18 protein-coding genes and 2 tRNA genes are annotated in these 23,187 nt (G+C 46.0%); 13 read left to right on the forward strand and 7 right to left on the reverse strand.

Features of this window, described 5'->3' with window-relative positions; genetic code table 11:
• Positions 1 to 107: 107 nt before the first annotated feature.
• A complete protein-coding gene (ilvD, locus tag NGM44_RS08895; protein WP_253223314.1) occupies positions 108 to 2,006 on the reverse strand; it encodes a dihydroxy-acid dehydratase in 1,899 nt (632 codons plus the stop codon).
• 582 nt (positions 2,007 to 2,588) lie between these two features.
• Here ilvD and NGM44_RS08900 point away from each other — a divergent pair.
• Entirely contained in the window at positions 2,589 to 4,274 is a 1,686-nt protein-coding gene (locus NGM44_RS08900; protein WP_253223315.1) for a BCCT family transporter, read from the forward strand.
• Between the two features lie 58 nt (positions 4,275 to 4,332).
• Here the strand turns inward: NGM44_RS08900 and NGM44_RS08905 are convergent, their stop codons facing one another.
• Entirely contained in the window at positions 4,333 to 5,007 is a 675-nt protein-coding gene (locus tag NGM44_RS08905) for a hypothetical protein (RefSeq protein WP_253223316.1), read from the reverse strand.
• 98 nt (positions 5,008 to 5,105) lie between these two features.
• Here NGM44_RS08905 and NGM44_RS08910 point away from each other — a divergent pair, with 98 nt between their 5' ends.
• The gene (locus NGM44_RS08910; protein ID WP_253224667.1) at positions 5,106 to 5,531 is read left to right on the forward strand and encodes an HIT family protein; all 426 of its coding nucleotides are present in this window, start codon (positions 5,106 to 5,108) and stop codon (positions 5,529 to 5,531) included.
• A gap of 98 nt (positions 5,532 to 5,629) precedes the next feature.
• Here the strand turns inward: NGM44_RS08910 and NGM44_RS08915 are convergent, their stop codons facing one another.
• Positions 5,630 to 6,403 (reverse strand): ferredoxin--NADP reductase, encoded by a 774-nt coding sequence (locus NGM44_RS08915; RefSeq protein ID WP_253223317.1) that lies wholly within the window; start codon positions 6,401 to 6,403, stop codon positions 5,630 to 5,632.
• A gap of 142 nt (positions 6,404 to 6,545) precedes the next feature.
• On the opposite strand from NGM44_RS08915, the gene tsaA reads away from it, so the two are divergent.
• Positions 6,546 to 7,262, forward strand: a complete 717-nt coding sequence (gene tsaA / locus NGM44_RS08920) for a tRNA (N6-threonylcarbamoyladenosine(37)-N6)-methyltransferase TrmO (RefSeq protein ID WP_253223318.1) — start codon at positions 6,546 to 6,548, stop codon at positions 7,260 to 7,262.
• A gap of 68 nt (positions 7,263 to 7,330) precedes the next feature.
• Here tsaA and NGM44_RS08925 read toward each other — a convergent pair.
• Both NGM44_RS08925 and NGM44_RS08930 read right to left on the reverse strand, forming a co-directional pair.
• Positions 7,331 to 7,417, reverse strand: a tRNA-Leu gene (locus NGM44_RS08925).
• A 71-nt stretch (positions 7,418 to 7,488) separates the two neighbouring features.
• Positions 7,489 to 7,562, reverse strand: a tRNA-Cys gene (locus tag NGM44_RS08930).
• A gap of 518 nt (positions 7,563 to 8,080) precedes the next feature.
• Between NGM44_RS08930 and NGM44_RS08935 the strand changes: the two genes are divergently transcribed.
• From NGM44_RS08935 to NGM44_RS08955, 5 genes are all read left to right on the forward strand, one after another.
• Positions 8,081 to 9,526 (forward strand): efflux RND transporter periplasmic adaptor subunit, encoded by a 1,446-nt coding sequence (locus tag NGM44_RS08935; RefSeq protein WP_253223319.1) that lies wholly within the window; start codon positions 8,081 to 8,083, stop codon positions 9,524 to 9,526.
• Positions 9,527 to 9,546: 20 nt separating this feature from the next.
• Complete coding sequence (locus tag NGM44_RS08940) at positions 9,547 to 12,684, forward strand: efflux RND transporter permease subunit (RefSeq protein WP_253223320.1); 3,138 nt, start codon at positions 9,547 to 9,549, stop codon at positions 12,682 to 12,684.
• Between the two features lie 10 nt (positions 12,685 to 12,694).
• Positions 12,695 to 14,314, forward strand: a complete 1,620-nt coding sequence (locus NGM44_RS08945) for an efflux transporter outer membrane subunit (RefSeq protein ID WP_253223321.1) — start codon at positions 12,695 to 12,697, stop codon at positions 14,312 to 14,314.
• Positions 14,315 to 14,476: 162 nt separating this feature from the next.
• Positions 14,477 to 16,630: a M3 family metallopeptidase gene (locus NGM44_RS08950; protein WP_253223322.1), complete on the forward strand. Its 2,154-nt coding sequence runs from the start codon at positions 14,477 to 14,479 to the stop codon at positions 16,628 to 16,630.
• A gap of 24 nt (positions 16,631 to 16,654) precedes the next feature.
• On the forward strand, positions 16,655 to 17,254 hold the full coding sequence (locus NGM44_RS08955; RefSeq protein ID WP_253223323.1) for a hypothetical protein: 600 nt from the start codon (positions 16,655 to 16,657) through the stop codon (positions 17,252 to 17,254).
• A gap of 92 nt (positions 17,255 to 17,346) precedes the next feature.
• Here NGM44_RS08955 and NGM44_RS08960 read toward each other — a convergent pair whose 3' ends face one another.
• Complete coding sequence (locus tag NGM44_RS08960) at positions 17,347 to 18,201, reverse strand: WG repeat-containing protein (RefSeq protein WP_253223324.1); 855 nt, start codon at positions 18,199 to 18,201, stop codon at positions 17,347 to 17,349.
• 90 nt (positions 18,202 to 18,291) lie between these two features.
• Positions 18,292 to 18,879: a DUF2939 domain-containing protein gene (locus NGM44_RS08965; RefSeq protein WP_253223325.1), complete on the reverse strand. Its 588-nt coding sequence runs from the start codon at positions 18,877 to 18,879 to the stop codon at positions 18,292 to 18,294.
• A 187-nt stretch (positions 18,880 to 19,066) separates the two neighbouring features.
• Between NGM44_RS08965 and NGM44_RS08970 the strand changes: the two genes are divergently transcribed.
• The 5 genes from NGM44_RS08970 (at position 19,067) to frr (ending at position 23,109) form a co-directional block, all read left to right on the forward strand.
• On the forward strand, positions 19,067 to 20,596 hold the full coding sequence (locus tag NGM44_RS08970; protein ID WP_253223326.1) for a helicase HerA-like domain-containing protein: 1,530 nt from the start codon (positions 19,067 to 19,069) through the stop codon (positions 20,594 to 20,596).
• A 254-nt stretch (positions 20,597 to 20,850) separates the two neighbouring features.
• Positions 20,851 to 21,060 carry a hypothetical protein gene (locus tag NGM44_RS08975; RefSeq protein WP_253223327.1) on the forward strand — a complete coding sequence of 70 codons (210 nt, stop codon included), beginning with the start codon at positions 20,851 to 20,853 and terminating at the stop codon, positions 21,058 to 21,060.
• 42 nt (positions 21,061 to 21,102) lie between these two features.
• Positions 21,103 to 21,546, forward strand: coding sequence for a hypothetical protein (locus tag NGM44_RS08980; protein ID WP_253223328.1), 444 nt, complete (start codon positions 21,103 to 21,105; stop codon positions 21,544 to 21,546).
• A gap of 174 nt (positions 21,547 to 21,720) precedes the next feature.
• Positions 21,721 to 22,446, forward strand: coding sequence for a UMP kinase (pyrH, locus tag NGM44_RS08985; protein WP_253223329.1), 726 nt, complete (start codon positions 21,721 to 21,723; stop codon positions 22,444 to 22,446).
• Between the two features lie 108 nt (positions 22,447 to 22,554).
• Positions 22,555 to 23,109, forward strand: a complete 555-nt coding sequence (gene frr / locus NGM44_RS08990) for a ribosome recycling factor (protein WP_253223330.1) — start codon at positions 22,555 to 22,557, stop codon at positions 23,107 to 23,109.
• Positions 23,110 to 23,187: the final 78 nt, after the last annotated feature.

Genomic DNA, 23,187 nt, shown 5'->3' on the forward strand with positions numbered 1-23,187 from the left:
CCTTATTTAATTAAAATGACATTATGGGATATTTTATTGAAAAATACAAAAAAATCAAGCCATCGTCTGATGGCTTGATTTGTATTGATATCAATCAATTGAATAATTTACTCAACCTGACTGACATCACGCACCGCACCCGTATCAGCAGATGTTGCCATCGCTGCATAGGCACGCAAAGCTTGTGAGACATAGCGTTCACGATTGGCAGGTTTCCACGCCATCTTGCCACGAGTTTCCATCGCTTCACGGCGTTTTGCCAATTCTTCATCTGACACATCCAAATGAATACTACGATTTGGGATATCAATCTCAATGGTGTCAAACTCTTCGACCAAGCCAATGGCGCCGCCTTCGGCAGCTTCAGGGCTGGCATGACCGATAGACAGACCCGATGTACCGCCACTGAAGCGACCATCAGTGAGTAGGGCACAGGCTTTGCCTAAGCCTTTTGATTTGAGATATGAAGTTGGGTAGAGCATCTCTTGCATACCAGGACCGCCTTTTGGGCCTTCGTAGCGGATGATGACGATGTCACCTGCGACGATCTGATCATCCAAGATGGCAGCGACAGCAGAGTCTTGGCTCTCAAACACACGAGCACGGCCAGTGAATGTTAGGATGCTTTCGTCCACACCTGCAGTCTTGACCACACAGCCACGCTCAGCAATATTACCAAATAGTACTGCAAGTCCGCCATCTTGAGAGTAGGCGTGTTCACGGCTACGGATACAGCCTGATTCACGATTGACATCGAGATTTGACCAGACTTTATTTTGGCTAAAGGCTTGGGTGGTGCGTACGCCGCCTGGGGCTGCGATATATAGGTCACGTGCTTGGGTATTGTCAGGATTCATGATATCCCACTTGGCAAGTGCATCAGCCATCGTCGCACTGTGTACAGTCGGCACATCAGTCTGTAGTAGCCCTGCACGGTCAAGCTCGGCTAGGATACCCATCACACCACCAGCACGGTGCACATCTTCCATGTGATATTTTTGGGTAGCAGGGGCGACTTTTGATAGACAAGGTACTTGGCGAGATAGGCGATCAATGTCCGCCATCTTAAAGTCTACGCCCGCTTCATTGGCAGCTGCCAGTAGGTGCAAGATGGTATTGGTCGAGCCACCCATGGCGATATCTAGGCTCATGGCATTTTCATAAGCAGCTTTGGTGGCGATCGAGCGTGGTAGCACCGATGCATCATCTTGTTCATAGTAGCGTTTGGCAAGCTCGACGATACGGCGACCTGCTTCTAGGAACAAATCTTTTCGCTTGGCGTGCGTCGCAAGTAGTGAACCATTACCTGGTAGTGATAGACCAAGTGCTTCGGTCAAGCAGTTCATTGAGTTTGCGGTGAACATACCTGAGCATGATCCACAAGTTGGACAGGCTGAGCGTTCGGTGGTGGCGACATCGCTATCGCTGATCAAATCATCGGCAGCATCGATCATTGCATCGACTAGGTCAAGCTTACGCACCTTTTGACCGCTCTCATCCGTCACAGTCTCATGTACGGTATGACCATCACCCAAAGTGCTCGCCAGCACCTTACCTGCTTCCATTGGCCCACCAGAGACAAAGATGGTCGGGATATTCAGACGCATCGCTGCCATCAGCATACCCGGGGTGATTTTGTCGCAGTTTGAGATACAGACCAGTGCATCAGCGCAGTGGGCATTGACCATATATTCGACGCTATCAGCAATCAAATCACGGCTAGGCAAGCTATACAGCATACCGCCATGACCCATCGCGATGCCATCATCGACAGCGATGGTGTTGAACTCTTTGGCGACACCACCGGCAGCTTCGATCTCACGAGCGACCAACTGACCTAAGTCCTTAAGATGCACATGACCTGGCACGAACTGAGTGAATGAGTTGGCGATGGCGATGATTGGCTTGTTAAAATCGTCATCCGTCATACCGGTGGCACGCCATAGGGCACGAGCACCTGCCATGTTGCGACCAGCGGTAGAAGTTTTGGAGCGATAAACTGGCATAAATGTTATTCCTATAATTTTGTCAAACTTGACATGAATGAAATTTGTTCGGTTATTTTAGCATTGTTTGACGCGCTTTGGACAGCTTTTTAGCCGAACTTTGCGCTAATTCCGACCCAACCAAAAGTTTGCCAAATTTTCTCGTTATATAATAATTTATTGGCTTTTCATATATAATTACAAAGTTGATACAAGTTAAAATATAAGCATATTTATTATTATAAATCAATAAGTTATGATAATTTATTATCAATAAATGACTGCCAAATTCATCATCAATATATCGGAAAATTTGCAATATCAAGCAAATCTTGCTAGGCTGTTTGCCAAACATGATTGATTTTTAATTGTATTTTTCTGTGCAAAAGGAAATGGGGATCACCCCGATTGCGCGAAATTGACATCATGGGAGATATGGTCTGACAGCTTTGAAATAATACTGCGTTAAGCTTGCTTGTTGCACTGCTTGTACAACTTCGCTCGTTTTATTTCAAATTTGTCTGACTTAAAGTGTTTAACCAGTCAAATAATACAACTAAAAATCCATCCCAACAAAGTGCTTTTTGATAAAGGATGAGATTTATGAATCAAACCGATAAATCGACACAAAGCCATGATGAAAAAATCATGCAAGCAGGCGTGAATATCAGCCGTTTTGGGATTTTCCCCAAGGTAAGTGTGCCTGTGTTTGCCATTTCTGCGGCGCTGATCATTGTGTTTATGCTGTATGGCGCGCTGTTTAGTGATCATGCTGGCTGGCTGTTCGGACATCTGCAGTCGTGGATCAGTACACATTTTGGCTTTGCACTGATTATTTTATTTAATATTGCTTTGGTGTTTTGCTTATATTTGGCGATGAGTCATTATGGTGATATTCGTCTAGGGCATCAGACAGAAACGCCGCAGTATAGCTTTGGCTCTTGGATTGGGATGTTGTTCTCGGCAGGGATTGGTATTGGGCTTTTGTACTGGGGTGTGGCTGAGCCTTTATACCACTTTGTCGCACCACCAGTGGCACAGGCACAGACGGTAGAAGCAGCTAAGCAAGCGATGACGATTTCATTTTTGCATTGGGGGTTGCACGCGTGGGCGGTTTATGCGGTGGTGGCGTTATCCTTGGCGTATTTTCATTATCGTCGTGGCTTACCATTGTCGGTGCGTTCGGTGCTGTTTCCGATTTTGGGTAAGCGGATATATGGTGGCTGGGGACATACGGTTGATATTTTGGCGGTATTTGGCACTATGTTTGGTGTGGTGACAAGCCTTGGTCTTGGGGTGATGCAGCTTGAGACAGGGCTTGTGCAGATGTTTGGCATGACGCCGAGTATGACACTTAAGGTGGCGTTGATTGCAGGTATCACGGCGTGCGCGGCTGTCTCAGTCATGGCAGGTCTGGATAAAGGGGTGAAGCGTCTGAGCGACTTTACCATTATTGTGACCTTACTGCTGCTTGGTTTTATGGTGGTGATGGGGCCGACGCAGTTTATCTTTGATAGCTTTGTCGAAAATGTCGGTAATTATGCAGGTAATCTGATCACACTTGGTCTATGGAACGAAGCCTATAGCGAAAGCAACTGGCAGGCGAGTTGGACAGTGTTTTATTGGGCGTGGTGGGTGAGCTGGTCGCCTTTTGTTGGCGTGTTTATTGCTCGTATTTCTCGTGGTCGAACGATTCGTGAGTTTTTGTTTGGTGTACTGTTTGTGCCGATGCTGCTACTGTTCTTTTGGTTTACGGCATTTGGTGGTGTGGCGGTGCAGATGGAGCTGAGTGGTAACTTTGGCTTGGTCGAAGCGGTGCAGGCGGATTATGGCAGTGCGATTTTTAAGCTGATTGAATATTATCCATTCACCAAAGGCTTGATGGTGATTATCTTGATGATGATTGTGCTGTGGTTTGTGACATCAGCGGATAGTGCCAGTCTTGTCGTGGATATGCTGACCGCAGGTGGTGATACCAATTCGACAAAGATTCAGCGACTATTTTGGGTGACTTCCGAAGGCTTGATGGCAGTGGTGCTACTGGCTGCAGGTGGACTGACGGCACTACAGGCAGCAGCGATTGTGGCAGGCTTACCGTTTGCCATCGTGGTGCTGGTGATGATGTATGCGCTGCTACGAGGCTTAGGTCGAGATCGTTTGACCTTGTACCGCAAAGGGCAATGGTACATCACCCAGGAATCAGCTGATCATAACTCTGCTGATGAGATGGTCGATGAGCATCTACTCAAAGGCCCATTGGCACTGCCCAAAGACGAAGAAGATAAATAAGCGAAAAAGACAGCCGAATTAACTTTGAGCTGTCTTTTTTTGAACTAATGATGCGTAATTAATAATGCGTATTAACACTTGCCAAGACAGTTTCTACGATACGCTCGTGTAGGTACTGCAATTTGATCGGTGAGTCATGCTTGATGGTATTGATCGCGTGTGTGGTGGCAAGTGCATGAGCATTTGGCAGCTGTATAAAGGTTGCTGTAGGCTCAATGATGAGTGATTCGCCAGATAAATCATGGCTAATCAGGGTGAATTTTGGGTTTTTGTGCAGGACATTGACCAAGCCTGCCAACTGCCATTTTTGGGCTTCGGCTTCGATCATCGCAGATGGCTCGTTGCCATACAGTGCTTGCGAAGATTTGGCAGTATTGGTAAAGCTGATGTGCAGAGCAACTGGCAGGCTATCGCAAACGATGACAGCCGTGCCGGTGATTTTGATATGATGAGCTGGACGAATGGTGCCAGAGGGCAGTCCAAGCAGGGCATTTGCTTGCTCAGCAGTGGTTTTTTGATTGATTTTTTTGAGCAAATCAGCCGTCAAAGGATGCTCTGCCTTGATCTCATCTGCCAAGCTGTCATAGTGAGCCAAAAACATCTGCGGCAAATCCATGTCATGTTTGACGATGATATTTTTGACATTATGCACACGAAAGACAAGCGATTCATCATCAAACAAGCTTTGTAATACAAACTGTGGTAAATCGGTGGTTTCGGCGGTTTGGCTCATGATGGTTGATACTACGAAAGCAAAAAATCTTACTATATCATATTTTTATAAAATCGTGTTAAAATGTCGTTAAATCCCCGAAAATCAAGGAGCTAATGATGCCAGCTGTATATGATGAGAATAATATTTTTGCCAAGATTTTGCGTGGTGAAATCCCTTGCCACAAGGTCTATGAAGACGACAAAACGCTTGCCTTTATGGATATCATGCCAGTAGATACCGGTCATGTGCTCGTCATTCCAAAGTGCCAAGCGGTTGAGCTGTCAGATTTGCCTTGTGAATACGCCTGTGCGGTGTTTAAGACCGCCCAAAAAGTGATGACGGCACAGCGTGCGGTGCTTGGCGTACAAGGCATCACCCAGATGCAGCTAAATCACTCAGATGCAGGTCAGTCGGTGTTTCATTATCATATGCACCTTGTGCCGACGCATTTTAGTGCCTTTGCTCATCACGAAAGCAAGATGGGCGACCAAGATGAACTTGCCAAATTGGCAGAGCAGCTACGCACCGCCATTGGTGAATAATCGCCAAATAACTCTTTTCTCATAAAAGTGTTTATCAAAAAAGCAAAAAGCCAACAAATCACTGTGTTGGCTTTTGTTTTGCTGGTTGTATGGCTGAATCAACCCACAAACGCACGCTCAACCACATAATCGGCAGGCTCGCCCATGCGTGGTGAGATGGTGAGACCAAAGCTATCCAAGATAGCGCAAGTGTCGTTGTTCATCGCCATGCTACCGCAAATCATCACACGGTCGTCATCTTTGTTCATCACAGGCAGACCGATGTCTTCAAACAGCTTACCTGATTTCATCAAGTCAGTCACACGACCGGTGTTTTTGAACTCATCACGGGTGACGGTTGGGTAATAGATGAATTTTTCACGCACCCACTCGCCAAAGACTTCATCATTTGGCAATTCATTTTCAAAGAAATCACGATACGCCAAATCATCGACATGACGCACGCCATGCACTAGGATGACTTTTTCAAAGCGTACATAGACTTCAGGGTCACGGCATAGCGACAAGAAAGGCGCAAGACCTGTACCTGTAGCGAGCATATACAGATGCTTACCCGGGAGTAGGTCATCTAGCACGAGCGTGCCCGTTGGTTTTTTGCTGATAAGTAGCTCATCGCCAACTTTGATATGCTGTAGGCGAGAAGTGAGTGGGCCATCAGGAACTTTGATTGAGAAAAACTCCAGCTCTTCTGCCCAGTTTGGACTGGCGATAGAATAAGCGCGTGCCAATGGCTTGCCATCGACCATGATACCAATCATCACAAACTCACCATTGCGAAAACGCAAGCTGTCGCCACGAGTGGTCTTGATGGTGAATAGGCTATCATTCCAATGATGCACATAAGTGACGGTTTCTGTGATAAACTTTGACATAATAATCTCTTATTATTGGATACTTGGCAATGGATATGCCAATGATTGAAATTTTGGCTATAATAGCGAGTTTTTACCCAATGGTTTAGGGTAAATTTGGAATAAGCACCGTTTATTTTAGCATAAATAAGAAAAATTCTCTATGACTACTGTTCAATTACCCATCATCGGACATCATCGCTCGCCACTGGTGCAAAAATTTGGCGCACCAAGACAGCCTAATCTTGTCGAAGTGGCAAGTGTGATTGAGTTTGTGCCGCCGTATGATACGCCGTCCGCTTTTGTTGGGATTGAGAAATTCAGCCATCTGTGGGTGATGTGGCAGTTTCATCAGAATAAATCACAGGATAATTTTCGCCCGCAGGTACGTCCACCCCGTTATGGTGGCAATGATAAGGTGGGCGTGTTCGCCACTCGCAGTATGTATCGCCCGTCAGCGCTTGGTTTGTCGGTGGTGCGACTGTCTCGAGTGGAGATTATCCAGTATCGGGTGCGGCTGCATATCATCGGTGCAGATATGGTTGATGGCACGCCGATTGTCGATATCAAGCCGTATCTGCCCTTTGTTGATAGTGTACCTGATGCTATCAGTGGTGAGATTGATGTGCCGATGACCAAGATGGTGCAGATGTCAATGCAGGCGAGCCATGAGTTTGATAGGCTTTGTAAAGATAATAAACTCACCATAGCAGATAAAAATATTATCCAAAATCTCATCGCCCAAGACCCACGAGTGGCATACCGTCAAGCTGAAATCGAAGTGGTCAGCACCATGCGTTATGGCGCGGTGGATGTGGATTTTTGGATGGATAAAATGGGTGTGATGGTTATCACGGGTTTGCGAGTGGTGGATGAATAGCGGTGGCGAACAAGCAAAATTAAGACAACAAAAAAGCCCTTATCGCTGATAAAGGCTTGATAATACGGTGGTGCCCGGGGCCGGACTTGAACCGGCACGCTCAAAAGAGCGAGGGATTTTAAATCCCTTGTGTCTACCAATTTCACCACCCGGGCATTTATTACTTGTTTTTATGTTTTTTACATCATCACGCAAAAACATAAAACAAGCTGGTAAACTAAAAAAATGGAGGCTGGAGTCGGAATCGAACCGGCGTACACGGAGTTGCAGTCCGCTGCATGACCACTCTGCCATCCAGCCATTAAGTGCTAGCTATATTACCAAAAATTTTCAAAAACACAAGCGAAATTTTCAAATTTTGACAAAAAAACGCAAATTTGCAGGATTTGTCAGTGCTTTGTACACAAAAATTACTAAAAAGCAAGACACATTTTTGTCACCTAAGGCGAAAAAGCAAAAATATAGCCTGAAATCACCAGAAAAAACATGCTATAATCAAAATATTTCTCTCATGCTGTATTGTTTGTATTGAGTGGCCTAATCATACTGCGATGTATCCAGTTTAACTTATATATTATAACAATTTATAAGGCATTGGGTGATGTTCTCAGTCAATAAATGCAGTTTTTATATACAATCATTCAGTTTCTATATTAATTAGAAGAAATTGCTATATTTTTAAAAAATTTAATAGAAATCGTTTTTTTTTTTTGAAATGTGGCAAAATGAAAAGCTTAGTGATATAGAACGATATTTTTTAACTTTAACTGATTAATTTTTATAATTAATTATAATCTAAAAGCCAATGTGAGATACTTATGAAAGTGAAATTTCAAGTGGCGATGATCGTTGCGCTGATGGCAGGTACTGGTGTACTGACTGCGTGCAGCAAGTCAGACGAGCAGCAAGCCGCCGCAGCCCAACAGCAAGCGCCAAAAGCGACCGTCGATATCCAAACCATTCAATTGCAGCCTGTGCCGATCATTCAGACCTTCGCAGGTCGTGTCGCGGCTGTCGAGACTTCTGAAGTCCGTCCGCAGGTGACAGGCATCGTCGATGAAGTGCTATTCCGCGAAGGGGCGATTGTCCAAGCAGGTCAGCCGCTGTATCGCATCAATGTGGACAGCTACACCAGTGCCATCGAGTCGGCGCGTGCAGCGATCGCCAGTGCCGAAGCTTCAGTGAACAATGCCAAGGCGTCGCGCGCATCTGCACAAGCGAACCTACAATCCCAAGAAGCAAACCTTGCGCAGGCGCGTGCAGATTTGTCGCGTTATAAAGAGCTGATCGAAGTCGAAGCGGTCTCTCGCCAAGTCTATGACCAAGCGATCACCGCAGTACGCACCGCTGAAGCGAATGTCGCTGCCGCGCGCGCTGCTGTTCAGCAAGCAGAAGCTATCATCCAAAGTTCGCAATCAGCCGTGCGTAATGCACAAGCAAGCCTAAGCGCAAGCGAGCTAGATGTCGGTCGTACCATCGTACGCGCACCGATCACAGGTCGTATCGGTATCTCGAATGTCACCGCAGGCGCACTGGTCTCAGCGAACCAATCGCAGTCGATGGTGACGATCAACCGACTGGATGAGGTGTATGTTGATATCAGCCAGTCATCAACCGATATGCTCAGATTGCGCGAAGCGGTCGAGTCGGGTCGTGCAGGCGCAGGTTCGCTAGAAGTGCAGCTACAGCTAGAAGATGGCACGATTTATCCTGACATCGGTCGTCTGTTGCTTGCCAATGCACAAGTTGATCAAGCCACTGGCGCGATGACCTTGCGTGCGGTATTCCCAAATCAATCGGGTAAATTAGTGCCAGGTATGTTTGTCAATGCTCGCCTTATCCAATCGGTAGTGCCAAGTGCTGCCTTGTTACCACAGAGTGCTATCACTCGCACCCCAAAAGGTGAAACCCAAGTCTATGTGGTGAATAGCCAAAACAAAATCGAAGTCCGTACTGTTACGACCGCAGGCACTTATAATGGTAATTGGATTGTTACAGGTGGTATCAATAATGGCGATCGGGTTGTGATTATTGGTGGCACCAAGGTAAAAGCAGATCAAGAAGTGGATGTCCGTGAATTGCCTGCCACGACCAATGAAGCCAATGCCAATACAGGTGGCGAACCATCAGCACAAGGTCAACAAGCACCGGCCCAAAATCAGCAAGCACCAGAACAGCAAGCAGCGGTACCGATGGCACGCCCAGCCGAAAATGCTCAGGCTGATACTGCTGAGGATAAAACAGAAGCTCAAAAAGCCAATTAACCCAATCAAATAGGTAAAATATGTCTCGTTTTTTTATTCATAGACCAATTTTTGCTTGGGTTATCGCCTTACTCATTATGTTGGTGGGCGTCCTGGCAATTAAAAATCTCCCCATTGAGCAATACCCCCGTATCGCACCGCCGACAGTGACGGTCAATGCCGTTTATCCAGGTGCTGATGCACAGACCATCGAAAACTCAGTGACGCAGGTGATTGAGCAACAGATGAAAGGCTTGGATGGTTTGATGTATATGTCATCTAGCTCATCTGCAAACGGTCAAGCAAGCGTTACGCTTACCTTTGAAAGTGGTACTGACCCTGATACAGCACAAGTCCAAGTGCAAAACAAACTACAATCAGCGACCAGTTCATTACCAGAAAGTGTGCAGCGTCAAGGCGTCTCGGTCAATAAGTCATCCAGTGGCTTTTTGATGGTTTATGGCTTTGTCTCAGAAGATGACAGTATGGATGAGGCGGATATTGGTGATTATCTTAATACCAATATTGTTGATGGTCTAAGCCGTGTCGAGGGCGTGGGCTCAGTACAGGTGTTTGGTTCATCTTATGCGATGCGTATTTGGCTAGATCCTGCCAAGCTACGCGCCTATAACCTAATGCCATCTGATGTCTCAGCGGCGATTCAGTCGCAGAATGTGCAAGTCTCAGCAGGTCAGTTGGCAAGCCTACCGACCAATAATGAGCGTGCTTTGATTAGTGCTAGTATTGGCGTTCAAAGCCTGATGCAGACTCCAGAAGAGTTTGAAAATATTCTGCTAAAAACTGATACCGCGGGGGCAAAGGTATATCTAAAAGATGTCGCCCGTGTGGAACTTGGCTCTCAAGATTATTCAAGTAACACCAAGTACAATGGCAAGACCGCTGCAGGTATGGCAATCAGCCTAGCATCTGGTGCTAATGCGCTTGAAGTGCGTCAGGCGGTCGAAGATAAGATGACTGAGCTGTCGGTCAACTTCCCAAAAGGCCTAAGTTATGTTGTGCCATTTGATACTACACCATTTGTCCGCTTGTCGATTGAGCAAGTTGTGCATACTCTACTTGAGGCGATTGCACTGGTATTTGTGGTGATGTTCTTATTCCTTCAAAACTGGCGTGCGACCATCATCCCGACTTTGGCGGTGCCTGTGGTGATTTTGGGTACATTTGCTGTGCTGTCCGTATTTGGCATGAGTATCAATATCTTGACCATGTTTGCGATGGTGCTTGCTATTGGTTTGCTGGTCGATGATGCGATTGTTGTGGTTGAGAACGTTGAGCGTCTGCTCGAAGAAAATCCGGAAATGTCCGTCATCGAAGCAACCACCGAATCAATGCGTGAGATTAGTAAAGTTGTTATCGGTATTGCGCTGATTTTGTCAGTGGTGTTTGTTCCGATGATTTTCTTTGGTGGCTCAACAGGGGTGATTTATCGTCAATTTGCTGTGACGCTGATTACCAGTATGGTGCTGTCGGCGATTGTGGCGTTGGTATTTACGCCTGCACTGTGCGTGTCGATTCTTAAGCGCAAAAAACACCATGATATTCAAACCCAAAAAGGCTTTTTTGGTTGGTTTAACCGTGCTTTTTATAAGGCAAGTAGCGGTTATGAAAAATTTGTTGGCAAAACCTTTAATGCCAAGCTGATTTATGTCGTTGTCTATGCGGCGATTATTGCTGTACTTGGCTTTTTCTTTGTGCGTCTGCCAAGCGCGTTTGTCCCTGAAGAGGACCAAGGCGTGCTATTTGCGATGGTGCAGATGCCAGCAGGCACAACCGAAGAGAAGACTTCAGCAGTGATGGACAAGGTTCGTCAGTATTATCAAACCCAAGAAGAAAAGAATGTCGAAAGCGTATTTTCGATTACTGGCTTTAGCTTTATGGGTAGTGGTCAAAACATGGGTATGGCGTTCATCAAGCTCAAAGACTGGAGCGAGCGTACGGGCGATGAGAATGCCGCGGCAAATATCGCCAATCGTGCCATGATGATGAATATGACCATTCCTGAAGCAAGTATGGTAATTTCAATGGCACCGCCTGCGATTATGGGTTTTGGTAACTCAAACGGCTTTAACTTGCAGGTTAAAGATAATGGTGGTGTTGGTCGTGAAAAACTACTCGAAGCGCGCAATATGTTACTTGGCATGGCGTCCCAAAGCCAAGTGGTGACAGGTGTCCGCCCTGGTGGTCAAGAAGATGCACCAAAACTAAAACTCAATGTTGATTATGAAAAGGCGGCAGTGCTCGGCATCCCTGCAAGCAATATTAACTCAACACTTGCAATGGCATGGGGTAGTAGCTATGTCAATGATTTCATTGACCGTGGCCGTATCAAAAAAGTCTATATGCAAGGTGAGCCTGATAGTCGTGTGATACCAGAAGATATTGGCAAATGGTATGTGCGTAACAACGATGGTCAGATGGTGCCGTATAGTGCTTTTGCAACGAGCGAATGGGAGTACGCTAGCCCAAGTGTCGTCCGTTATAATGGCGTACCATCGATGGAGCTATCGGGTAATGCTATCCCTGGCAAGAGCTCGGGTGATGCGATGGCTGAGATGGAGAATTTTGCCAAGCAGCTGCCTGAAGGTGTTGGCATCGAGTGGAGCGGCTTGTCTTTAGAGGAGCAAAAATCTGGTGGTCAAGCACCACTCCTTTACGCACTAGCTGTTGTGGTGGTGTTCTTGTGCTTGGCAGCATTGTACGAAAGCTGGTCAATCCCATTCTCGGTGCTACTGGTGATTCCGCTGGGTGTCTTGGGTGCGGTGTTGTTGACCAAGGTGCATGGGCTTAGCAATGATGTGTACTTGCAAGTTGGTCTATTGACCGTCGTGGGTTTGTCCGCCAAAAACGCCATTTTGATCATTGAATTTGCCAAAGAACTGCAAGAATCTGGTAAAACACTCAAAGAATCAGTGATGGAAGCGGCTCGTATGCGTCTGCGTCCGATCATCATGACATCGCTTGCATTTGGTATTGGTGTTGTGCCATTATACATCGCAAGCGGTGCAGGCTCGGGTAGCCAAAATGCTGTCGGTACGAGTGTACTTGGCGGTGTGATTACGGCGACATTATTGGGCGTGTTCTTTATCCCGATGTTCTATGTATGGGTGCGTACCTTGTTCCCATATAAACCAAAGCCTGTCGATACGACGCAACAGTAAGAGAGTTATTATGAAAACAACAAACCCTGTGCGCATCTTTGGTCTATCGCTATTGGCTGTCAGTATGGCTGCCTGTAGCACGATCCCAAAAAAGATCGATACCACAAAGCCTGTGGTTGCTGTGCCGAATGTGGATCTTGACCAAGCTTATGAAGTCTTGGATAAAGAAACGCTCAGCAGCGGCGAAGCGCCGAGTGTCGCATCAATGCGTTGGCAAGAATACTACACCGATCCGAAGCTAAAATCACTGATTCAACTGGCTTTGGACAATAACAAAAATCTAGAAAAAGCCGTACTGGCAGTGCAGTCAGCACGCGCGCAGTATCAGATCACCGAAGCAGGCAGCTTGCCGACAGTCGGTGCATCGGGCGGGGTCAGCCGCTCGGCGAATCATCGCACCGATGCCAATCCATCGACAGGCTATAATGTCAATTTGGCGATGAGTAGCTATGAGCTGGATCTGTGGGGCAAGGTCGCAAGCCAAAAAGAGCAAGCGCTGCATAACTATTTAGCAACCAATGCTGCCAAAGATGCGGTGCAAATTTCGCTGATCTCAAGTGTTGCCCAAGGCTATGCCAATCTTGCCTATGCAGTGGCTCAGCGTAAGCTTGCGGCAGCGACCATGCAGACGCGCGAACGCTCGCTGATGATCAACCAAAAACGCTTCGAAGCTGGTGTGGATTCACGCTCACCAAGCCTACAAGCCGAAAGCTCGCTTGAGCAAGCGCGTCTGGCGGTATATCAAGCTGATGCCAATATCTTGCAAGCGCGCAATGCCTTGCAGTTATTACTCGGTGCGCCGATCCCTGATGCGCTACTGCCTGATATTCTGGGCAATAATAAGACTGATGTCGATCCAATCACCGCGCAGACTTTGTTCAGCACAGGTCTGCCAAGTGAGCTGCTGTACTATCGCCCTGACATCGTCCAAGCCGAACACGCGCTCAAGGCAGCAGGTGCGAACATCAATGTCGCGCGCGCGGCGTATTTCCCATCGATCAGCCTTGCGACTAATGTCGGCTTTAGTAGCTCAAGCCTTGATAATCTACTAAAATCAAGCGCGATGGGTTGGTCGTTCGGTCCATCGGTAAGTCTGCCGATCTTTGATACAGGTGCGCGCCGTGCCAATTATGAAATGGCACAAATTGCACAGCAGTCAGCACTTGCCAGCTATGAGCAGTCGATCCAGTCGGCGTTCAAAGAAGTGGCAGATGTGCTTGCTACGCGCGCAACCTTGGGTAGTCAGCTAGAATCGCAGTACCGCCTACAGCGTAATTATCAACAAACCTATGACATCGCCTTTGCGCGTTTCCGTTCGGGTTTGGATAATTATCTGACGGTGCTTGATGCAGAGCGTTCATTGTTCAGCATTCAGCAAAGCATTCTACAGCTTGAGCTGCAAAGTATGCTGAGCCAAATTCAGCTGTACCAAGTTCTAGGCGGCGGCGCGGATCTGAGCGCAGAACAAATCACTGCCAAAAATGCCCAGCGCGATGCGATGCGTACCGCTGAACTTGCCAACCAAGCACAGATCAGTACCGTACAGCCACAAGCTGTCAGCACTGATGCGACCCAAATCGCTCAGCCTGCACCAAGCAGCATTCCTGTGGTTGAGCCAGTAGCGAAATAAGCTTGTACTTTGTCAATATAAAAGCACTCAGTTTGGGTGCTTTTATTTTTGCCAAAAAAAGTGCGCAATGATTGAGTAAGTTATTTTGGTACAAATTGCACTGGTAAGTTGTATAAAAGTTGTGTATTTTATAAGGATATGAATGCTACAAGGAAATTTTTTATGAAGCGTCGTCAGTTATTACAAGGCACTTTGTCATTGACCGCGTTAAGCTTGGTGGGTTTGCCTAAGCTTGCCACAGCGATGGTGCCATCTGTTGCCATGCAGCTGCCTGATCATCTGCTGGATAATCCGCTCTTGGATTTTTACGGTTTACCAAAATACAGCCAGATCAAAGCAAATGATGTTGTACCTGCGATTGAGTTTTTGATCGAACAATCCAAAAGCCAAATTGCGCAAGTGGTGGCAAATCCTGCACCGAATTGGCAAAGTTATTATTTTGGGCTTTTTGATACCGATGATAAGCTGTCAAAAGCATGGGGTGCGGTGGCGAATCTGCACGCGCTGCGTAACGATGATGCGCTTCGTGATGCTTATGCCAAGGCGCAGCAGAGTTTGACTGAGTACAGTACTTGGCGCGGTATGCACAAGGGGCTGTTTGACACCGTGACCAAGATCAAAAACTCTGCTGAATTTGCCACGCTTAGCATCGCCGAACAAAAATCCATCAATGATGTGCTGCGTGATTTTCGCTTATCAGGCATTGATCTGCCGAGCGATCAGCAGGTGCGATTGGCGCAGATTAACACGCGTTTATCTGAACTTAGCACGGCATTTAGCAATAATGTGCTGGATGCAACCAATGGTTGGTCGAAGATTGTCGATGAAGCTGCGCTCACAGGCTTGAACGCCGCCGCCCTTGAAAGCGCCAAACAAAAAGCGGCTGATAAAGGCAAAAGCGGCTATTATATCGGGCTTGATATGCCAAGCTATATGGCGGTAATGAATTATGCCGATGATGAAAAGCTGCGCGAAGAGATGTACCGCGCGTTCTCAACCAAGGCATCTGATCAAGGCGCCAATGCAGGCAAATGGGACAATCAGCCCGTGATCGCTGAGATTTTGCAGCTGCGTCTTGAGATGGCGCAATTACTTGGTTTTAAAAATTATGCCGAATATTCACTGGCAACCAAGATGGCGGACACGCCGCAGCAGGTGATGGAGTTTTTGACTGGGCTTGCGATGCGTAGCCGTGATCAGGCGCAGGCGCAGATCGATGAGCTTCGCGACTTTGCCAAGCAAGAATACGGCAAAGAAATGCTCAATGCTTGGGATGTGTCTTATTATACCGAAAAGCATAAAGCCAAACTGTATGATTTTGATAAAGAAAAACTGCGCGAGTATTTTCCAGAAGATAAGGTGCTGACAGGGCTGTTTGCTATTTTACAGCGATTATTTGGCATTAAGGTACGCGAAAAATCAGCCGATGTATGGGATGAATCGGTGCGGTTCTTTGAAGTGTATGATGCTGCCAATCGCCAAAAAGCGGCGTTTTATCTTGACCTATACGCGCGTGACAACAAGCGTGATGGCGCGTGGATGAGCACGGCGATCGACCGTGTGCGTGATGCTGATGGGCGAGTGCAGCTGCCTGTGGCGGTACTGGCGTGTAATTTTCGCAAGCCTGCTGATGGTCAGCCGTCGCTACTATTGCATGATGAAGTAACGACGCTGTTTCATGAGTTCGGACATGGGCTGAATTTGATGCTGACTCAGATGGATGTGATGGGCGTAACAGGGCTTAATGGCGTGCCGTGGGATGTGGTGGAGGTGCCAAGTCAGCTGATGGAAGGCTTTGCACTGGATCGCACGACACTGCCGATGATCTCAGCGCATTACAAAACTGGTGAGTCGCTGCCTGATGAGATGCTTGATAAGCTGATCGAAGCCAAGCATTATCAAGGGGCGTTTGCTTTGACGCGCCAGCTTGAGTTTGGGATTTTTGATATGCGGGTCAATAGCGAATATACAGCGGATAAGCCCACCAATTTTGCCCAGCAGCTGTATTTGGATGTGACCAAACAGATTGGCGTGCTTGCCATGCCTGACTATGTGCGCCGTCCGAACTTTTTCACTCATGTGTTCTCAGGCGGCTATGCGGCAGGCTATTATAGCTATCTGTGGGCGGAATTGCTTGCCAATGACGGCTTTGCTAAATTCGAAGAAGATGGGGTGTTGAGTCCTGTAACGGGTAAGCGACTGGAAGACACCATTATGGGGCAGGGTGGTTCACGCTCGCCGATGGATCTGTTTGTTGAGTTCCGTGGGCGCGCACCTAAGCTTGATGCACTACTTGCCAATTATGGGATTCAATAATTTAATTTTGGTGATAAGGTATTGATGAAAAGATATTATCTGCAGACAGTGTTGTGCACTATGCTATCTTTATCTAGTGTGGCATTTGCATATGATGGCTTTGAAAAATACGCCCAATCATATGCAGATACCCATGGCGTAACAATTGTTGAAGCTAAGAGAGCTTTAAATATTGAGATGCATAAAGATGATATCATGGAGCAAATTATTAGCAATTATCACGATCGCTTAGCGGGTGTTTATATTGATCATGTGCCAAGTTACACCATTGTTGTGCGATTGCTGGGCGATGGCTGTGATAAAACGCAATTTTTCCAACTAGCAAATGGCTTGCCAAATCAGACCGTGCCAGTTAGATTTGTTTATGGTGCAAAAATCACCCAAGATGCTGCTGCTCTGCAAATTGACGCAGTTAAGTCGGTGGCATCAAAATACCTTACTGGTGTACAAATGATTTCTTATAATCCAATGACAGGTAAGATTGACATTGAAGTCAATGGCGAGAATACGCCTGAAATGCAGTCCAAAATTGCACAATTGCAAGATGCTTGGCAAAATACATCGGTGGATTTAAATGTGATTTTGGTGAGTTTCACCATTAAACCCATGCTTGAGATGCAGTAGTGATCAGTTAAACATTCTCTTTCTAGTTATGGTATTCAATAAGTAACTAAAACCACCTTGTATATATTGTGCAAGGTGGTTTGGCTGTGTAATTATTGATCATTATAGCCAATAAAGATGGGTTTGTCTGTCCAATTAAGGCGCTCACCTTGCTTATTGATATAAAACGCTTCGCCAGTGGAGCGATCCAAAACAGCCGCTATGCCATTATAAAAATACTCAGCCCAATCATAGCTTAGCGGAATCACCACCTGACCGGTGTTATCAACAAATCCCCATTTGCCATTTTGCGAAACCCTTACCAATCCCTCGTTAAAAAAATCAGCCGAATCATACTTCAGCGGAACCACTACCTTACCAGTGTTATCAACAAATCCCCATTTGTCATTTTGCTGAACCCTTGCCAATCCTTCGCTAAAATACCCAGTCTCATCATACTTCAGCGGAATCACCACCTTGCCAGTTTTATCAATAAATCCCCATTTGCCATTTCGCTCAACACTTGCCAATCCTTCGTTAAAAGACCCAGCTTCATCATAGTTTAGCGGAATCACCACCTTACCAGTGTTATCAATAAATCCCCATTTGTCATTTCGCTCAACCACTGTCAATCCTTCGCTAAAATTGTAAGCCATATCATACTTCAGCGGAATCACCACCTTACCAGTTTTATCAATAAATCCGTCTTTGCCATTTTGCCGAACCTTTGCCAATCCTTCGCCAAAAGAGTAAGCACCATCATAGTTTAGCGGAATCACTACCTTGCCAGTTTTATCAATAAAGCCGTATTTGTTATCACGCTTAACCTTCGCCAAGCCATCCGACAGGCAATCAACATAATCATATCCATACACTTTTGGTCGCTCACACGCCCAGAGATTTTGGCTGTATAAGATACCGCCCGTCAGTAGCAGGGCGGATGAGAGATGGCGGATGGTGCGTTTCATTAGATATCCTTAGTAAGTCTAAGTAAATAATTGGATAATGTAGCAGAATTTGATGAGTTGGGCAAGTGAGGCTAGCGTTATCTGACTTAGTTACTCCATCGGCAGTCGTACATCAACAATTTTCCAAGTAAATAAACCCTGTCGCTCCATGACGACAGTCAAGGCTTTATCGGCATTGGCTTTTTTGACATCGACGGTGAAAGTGTTGAGTGATTGATAGCTTGGGTGAAATTGCAATTCATCCGTTTTGGCAAGACTGTCACCATCAGCATTGATAGCTGAATTATCACCTGTATGATCGGCTTTGCCTGTGATGGTATTTTGAATATTTTCTAAAGATAATTGCTTGCCGATGTCTTGACCATTGACCATCAATTCCACCGACTTTGGCGAGACCAAATGATCAATCAAGCCATCAACCATCACCGTGGCAAATGCCGCACCGAGCATGGCAAAGTTATCATTGCTATCAGGAAGCTCGGTGTTTAGCTTGGTTTTGACTTGGTCTTTGATACTGGATTTGACACTGACAAAATCCACCGTATCAACGATGGCGGCAGCGTCTTTTTGTTCTACTGCAGTTTTTAGATTATATAAAGTATGATAAGGGGATGCGAAATAATAGCCAACCAATGCCAACGCGATAAATAAGACAACAAAGCGAATCAATTTATTCATAACCATCATTCCAAATCATCATGTTAAGCAGTACCCGATTTATTTTGTACCTTGTGAAAATTTGGCTTTTTTATCAAATTTTACAGCCAAAAATTTTTGCAAAATTACAAAAATTCACTGCATTTTTCACACGGCAAATGGGTATAATAAGCATTATTCTAACACAGATTTTTTTAAGGAAAAACTCATGCAATTAACCCTTGCAAAAACCGTACAGGGCGCACAGGATTTGGGCATCATCGCTAAGATGGCGAACCGTCACGGACTGATCGCAGGCGCGACGGGTACAGGTAAGACCATCAGCCTACGCAAGATGGCAGAAAGCTTCAGCCGCGAAGGTGTGCCAGTATTTTTGGCGGATGTCAAAGGCGATTTATCAGGCATTGCGCGTGCAGGCGCAGCAACGGGCAAGGTCGGCGAGCGTATGGCTGAATTTGGCTTGAGCGATGAGTATTTGACAGGTTTTCCTGTGCGCTACTGGGATGTCTATGGCGAGACAGGCATCCCTGTGCGCGTGACGATTTCGCAGCTTGGTAGTACCTTATTGGCGCGTTTGCTTGGATTGAACGACACCCAAGAAGGCTTGTTAAATCTTGTGTTTAAAGTCGCTGATGATCGCGGCTGGCATCTGCTTGACCTAAAAGATCTGCGCAGTATGCTTGTGTTCGTTTCTGAAAATGCTGCAGAATTTCGCGTGCAATACGGCAATGTCTCAGCGGCAAGTATCGGCGCGATTCAGCGTCAGCTGTTGCAGCTTGAGAGCGAAGGGGCGAATGAGTTTTTCGGCGAGCCGAGCCTGAATTTGGAAGATTGGATTCAGCTTGATGGCGGCAAAGGCGTGATCAATATCTTAAATTCTGAAAAATTGATGCGCTCACCGCGACTGTACGGTGCGTTTTTGCTGTGGTTTTTGGCGGAGATTTTTGAGACTTTCCCTGAGGTGGGTGATCTGGATAAGCCAAAATTCGTGCTGTTTTTTGATGAAGCGCATTTGTTGTTTGACGATATGCCAGCGGCATTGACCAAGCAGATTGAGCAAGTGGTGCGCTTGATTCGTTCTAAAGGTGTGGGTGTGTATTTTGTTACCCAAAATCCGCTAGATCTGCCTGATACCATCCTAGGCCAGCTAGGTAATCGAATTCAGCACGCACTGCGCGCCTTTACGCCACGCGACCAAAAGGCAGTAAAATCTGCGGCTGAGACTTTTCGCAGTAATGAGAATCTCGATGTCGCTGAAGTGATCAGCGAGCTTGGCGTTGGTGAAGCTTTGGTGTCTTTTTTAGATGAAAAAGGTATGCCGACGGTGGTGGAGCGCGCGTATATTTTGCCGCCATCATCACAGCTTGCGCCACTGACTGCTGATGAGCGCGACCAAGCCTATCAAGGCGATGTGCTGTACCGCTATTATAAAGATATGGTGGATAATTATTCGGCATTCGAAGCTTTAAATGAACAAAAAGCACAGGAGCAAGCGCAAGCAGAACAAGCCACTGCCGAGACTTTACAGGCGCAAAATATCGCCAAGCAAAGCGAAGAAAAAACCGCAGGCAGCAGCGCGCTTGAAGGCTTTTTGGGTGGCTTGACAGGTGGTCGTAAGAAATCAGGACAGGGCACCGCCTATAATGTCGCTGATGCGCTTGGTAGTCAGCTGAACAAGCAAGCCACACAAGCCATCAGCCGCGGATTGATGGGTGTGATTAAGAATTTGTTAAAGTGATTTAATGCTCTAAAATTAGCCATTTGCCTTGGGTGAATGGCTAATTTTAATCAGATCCATCAATAAAAAAGCCCGCCATCATCAATGCAATGGCAGGCTTTTTCGGGGTGTATCTTGGGGTCATAATAAAATTACGATCGGTTCCCAAGCTCATTTGCTAATTATATCAAATCATTTATTTATTGGTAATCATAAGAGTTAAATAACTGGCTTGAGTAAATGATAGACAGTCAGTGCTAGGTGATCAAGTATCAATGAATAATTTAGATAATCTAGTATTAATACAAAAAATCTTTGGATATCTTTCCGTCTCGCGAACTCAAAAATATCTAAACAATACAGCAACGCCTGCCGGTGCATTTGCACTATATGAACTGAATGCCAAGCTGGGGGCTAGTCTGTGGACTGCGATACAATATTATGAAGTTGTGCTGCGTAATTTGGTTGATAGGGCATTGCCTTAATCTTTTTCGGAGAATTGGGTTGAAAATGCAGCATTCTTATCAATGATTAAGCAGCAAAAACGCGCAGCCATCGAAACGGCTGTAAAATATTGCACAAATGAATATGGTGCGTTTGATAAAAATGATGTGATTGCGTCACTAAGTCTGTCAATTTGGCTTGAAGTGGTGTCGCCGAAATTTTTAAATCAAATTTGGATAAAGCATATTGACGATGTATTTGTACACAAACCACAAGGGATGAGCGTTCGTGAATTTATCAGTGAGCTGCAGCAGCAATTTAAGCATATCAAAACTTTGAGAAATAGAATTGCGCATCACGAGCCAATTTATCATCTAAACATTCAAAAAATTATCGATGCAATTACCTTATTTCTAAAGGCGGCCGCGCCTGAATTATTGGTCATATGTAGGACGCATTTTCAAGCATCGCAAGATATTAAGCATCAAATCAAGGCACTGTTAAAGCAACAATATGCCAAAAAATAGGCAATGCCACTTTAGATGTGTCCAAATAATTTTGGTTAAATTTCTCACCACAAATCTCAGCCAACCCTATCAAAAATTTGCACTTCATGCTACAATAAACGCAATTTGTCTAATAAACGGGTTGATTTATACGCTAATTATACGCTAAATCACCCATAGCCAGTCGGGGTCGATATGTCTGATAAAAATCCACAATTTTCTCGTATTCTTCTAAAACTGTCGGGCGAAGCCTTAGCGGGCGGTCGCGGCATGGGTATTGATGCAGCGATCCTAGACCAAATGAGCTTGTCGATCGCGCATTTGCGTGGCTTGGGCGTGCAAGTCGGTATCGTCGTCGGCGGTGGTAACTTGTACCGCGGCAGCCAGCTGCAAAAAGAAGGCTTGGTGGGTCGCGTCACAGGCGATCAGATGGGTATGCTTGCCACGGTGATGAATGGTCTTGCCATGCGCGATGCCTTGGTGCGCCGTAATATCAAAACGCGTCTGATGTCAGCGATCGCCATCGACACGGTGGTGGAGTCGTACTCAAGCCGTGATGCCATCCGCCATCTGAATAATGGCGAAGTGTGTATTTTCGTTGCCGGTACGGGCAATCCATTTTTCACCACCGACACCGCAGCGTGCTTGCGTGGTATCGAAATCGAAGCAGGTCTGATCCTAAAAGCCACCAAGGTTGATGGTGTGTATGATAAAGATCCAACCACCAACGAAGACGCGGTGAAATTTGACAGTCTAAGCTTCGATGAAGTGCTTGAGAAAAAACTTGGCGTGATGGACTTGACCGCCATTGCATTATGCCGTGAGCATAATGTCCCACTACAAGTATTTGACATGAATAAGCCAAACGCGCTATTGAATGTGGTGATGGGCGAAGCAGAAGGTACACGCGTTTATCATTGATGATATTTCTGATATTAAAGAAAAATTATCAAATAAATGATATTAAACTTAGAAAAAGTTGATACGAATTTTAAAACCCATTGTGTAAAAATTTTAAAGGAAAGTCCCATGATTAATGACATCAAAAAAGATGGCGAAAGCCGTATGCAAAAATCAATCGAAGCACTAGAAGGTGCTTTTGGTAAGCTGCGTACAGGCCGTGCGCATCCAGGTGTATTGGCAAGCGTGATGGTCAGCTACTACGGCTCAGACACACCACTGAATCAAGTAGCAAGCATCAATGTCGAAGATTCGCGCACGCTATTGGTACAGCCGTTTGACCGCTCAATGGTACAAGCGGTAGATAAGGCGATCCGTGAAGCTGATTTGGGTCTAAACCCAATGACCGCCGATGTCATCCGCGTACCGATGCCAGCTTTGACCGAAGAGACGCGCCGCGATATGCAAAAAATCGCTCGCCATGACGCTGAGCAAGCGCGTGTATCTGTGCGTAATATCCGCCGTGATATGCTGGGTGATATTAAAGATTTGCTAAAAGAAAAAGAAATCTCAGAAGATGATGAATGCCGTGCAGCGGACGACATCCAAAAGATGACGGATAAATTCATCGCTGCGATCGATTCTCGCCTAGAGAAAAAAGAAGCAGAGCTGATGGAAGTATAATCCAGTCATCACAGAACATGGGTGAAGATGGTCTTTGCCCATGTTTATTCATTTATCAAGCTGCTTGAAATGCTGTAA

Source organism: Moraxella sp. FZFQ2102, from assembly GCF_024137865.1.
Taxonomy (GTDB): domain Bacteria; phylum Pseudomonadota; class Gammaproteobacteria; order Pseudomonadales; family Moraxellaceae; genus Moraxella.

Coding starts and splice junctions, on each gene's coding strand:
- frr (WP_253223330.1), top strand. CDS start 22,555: ATGATTAATGACATCAAAAAAGATGGCGAAAGCCGTATGCAAAAATCA.
- NGM44_RS08915 (WP_253223317.1), bottom strand. CDS start 6,403: ATGTCAAAGTTTATCACAGAAACCGTCACTTATGTGCATCATTGGAAT.
- pyrH (WP_253223329.1), top strand. CDS start 21,721: ATGTCTGATAAAAATCCACAATTTTCTCGTATTCTTCTAAAACTGTCG.
- NGM44_RS08980 (WP_253223328.1), top strand. CDS start 21,103: ATGATTAAGCAGCAAAAACGCGCAGCCATCGAAACGGCTGTAAAATAT.
- NGM44_RS08900 (WP_253223315.1), top strand. CDS start 2,589: ATGAATCAAACCGATAAATCGACACAAAGCCATGATGAAAAAATCATG.
- NGM44_RS08950 (WP_253223322.1), top strand. CDS start 14,477: ATGAAGCGTCGTCAGTTATTACAAGGCACTTTGTCATTGACCGCGTTA.
- NGM44_RS08965 (WP_253223325.1), bottom strand. CDS start 18,879: ATGAATAAATTGATTCGCTTTGTTGTCTTATTTATCGCGTTGGCATTG.
- NGM44_RS08905 (WP_253223316.1), bottom strand. CDS start 5,007: ATGAGCCAAACCGCCGAAACCACCGATTTACCACAGTTTGTATTACAA.
- NGM44_RS08910 (WP_253224667.1), top strand. CDS start 5,106: ATGCCAGCTGTATATGATGAGAATAATATTTTTGCCAAGATTTTGCGT.
- NGM44_RS08935 (WP_253223319.1), top strand. CDS start 8,081: ATGAAAGTGAAATTTCAAGTGGCGATGATCGTTGCGCTGATGGCAGGT.
- tsaA (WP_253223318.1), top strand. CDS start 6,546: ATGACTACTGTTCAATTACCCATCATCGGACATCATCGCTCGCCACTG.
- ilvD (WP_253223314.1), bottom strand. CDS start 2,006: ATGCCAGTTTATCGCTCCAAAACTTCTACCGCTGGTCGCAACATGGCA.
- NGM44_RS08945 (WP_253223321.1), top strand. CDS start 12,695: ATGAAAACAACAAACCCTGTGCGCATCTTTGGTCTATCGCTATTGGCT.
- NGM44_RS08975 (WP_253223327.1), top strand. CDS start 20,851: ATGAATAATTTAGATAATCTAGTATTAATACAAAAAATCTTTGGATAT.
- NGM44_RS08960 (WP_253223324.1), bottom strand. CDS start 18,201: ATGAAACGCACCATCCGCCATCTCTCATCCGCCCTGCTACTGACGGGC.
- NGM44_RS08955 (WP_253223323.1), top strand. CDS start 16,655: ATGAAAAGATATTATCTGCAGACAGTGTTGTGCACTATGCTATCTTTA.
- NGM44_RS08940 (WP_253223320.1), top strand. CDS start 9,547: ATGTCTCGTTTTTTTATTCATAGACCAATTTTTGCTTGGGTTATCGCC.
- NGM44_RS08970 (WP_253223326.1), top strand. CDS start 19,067: ATGCAATTAACCCTTGCAAAAACCGTACAGGGCGCACAGGATTTGGGC.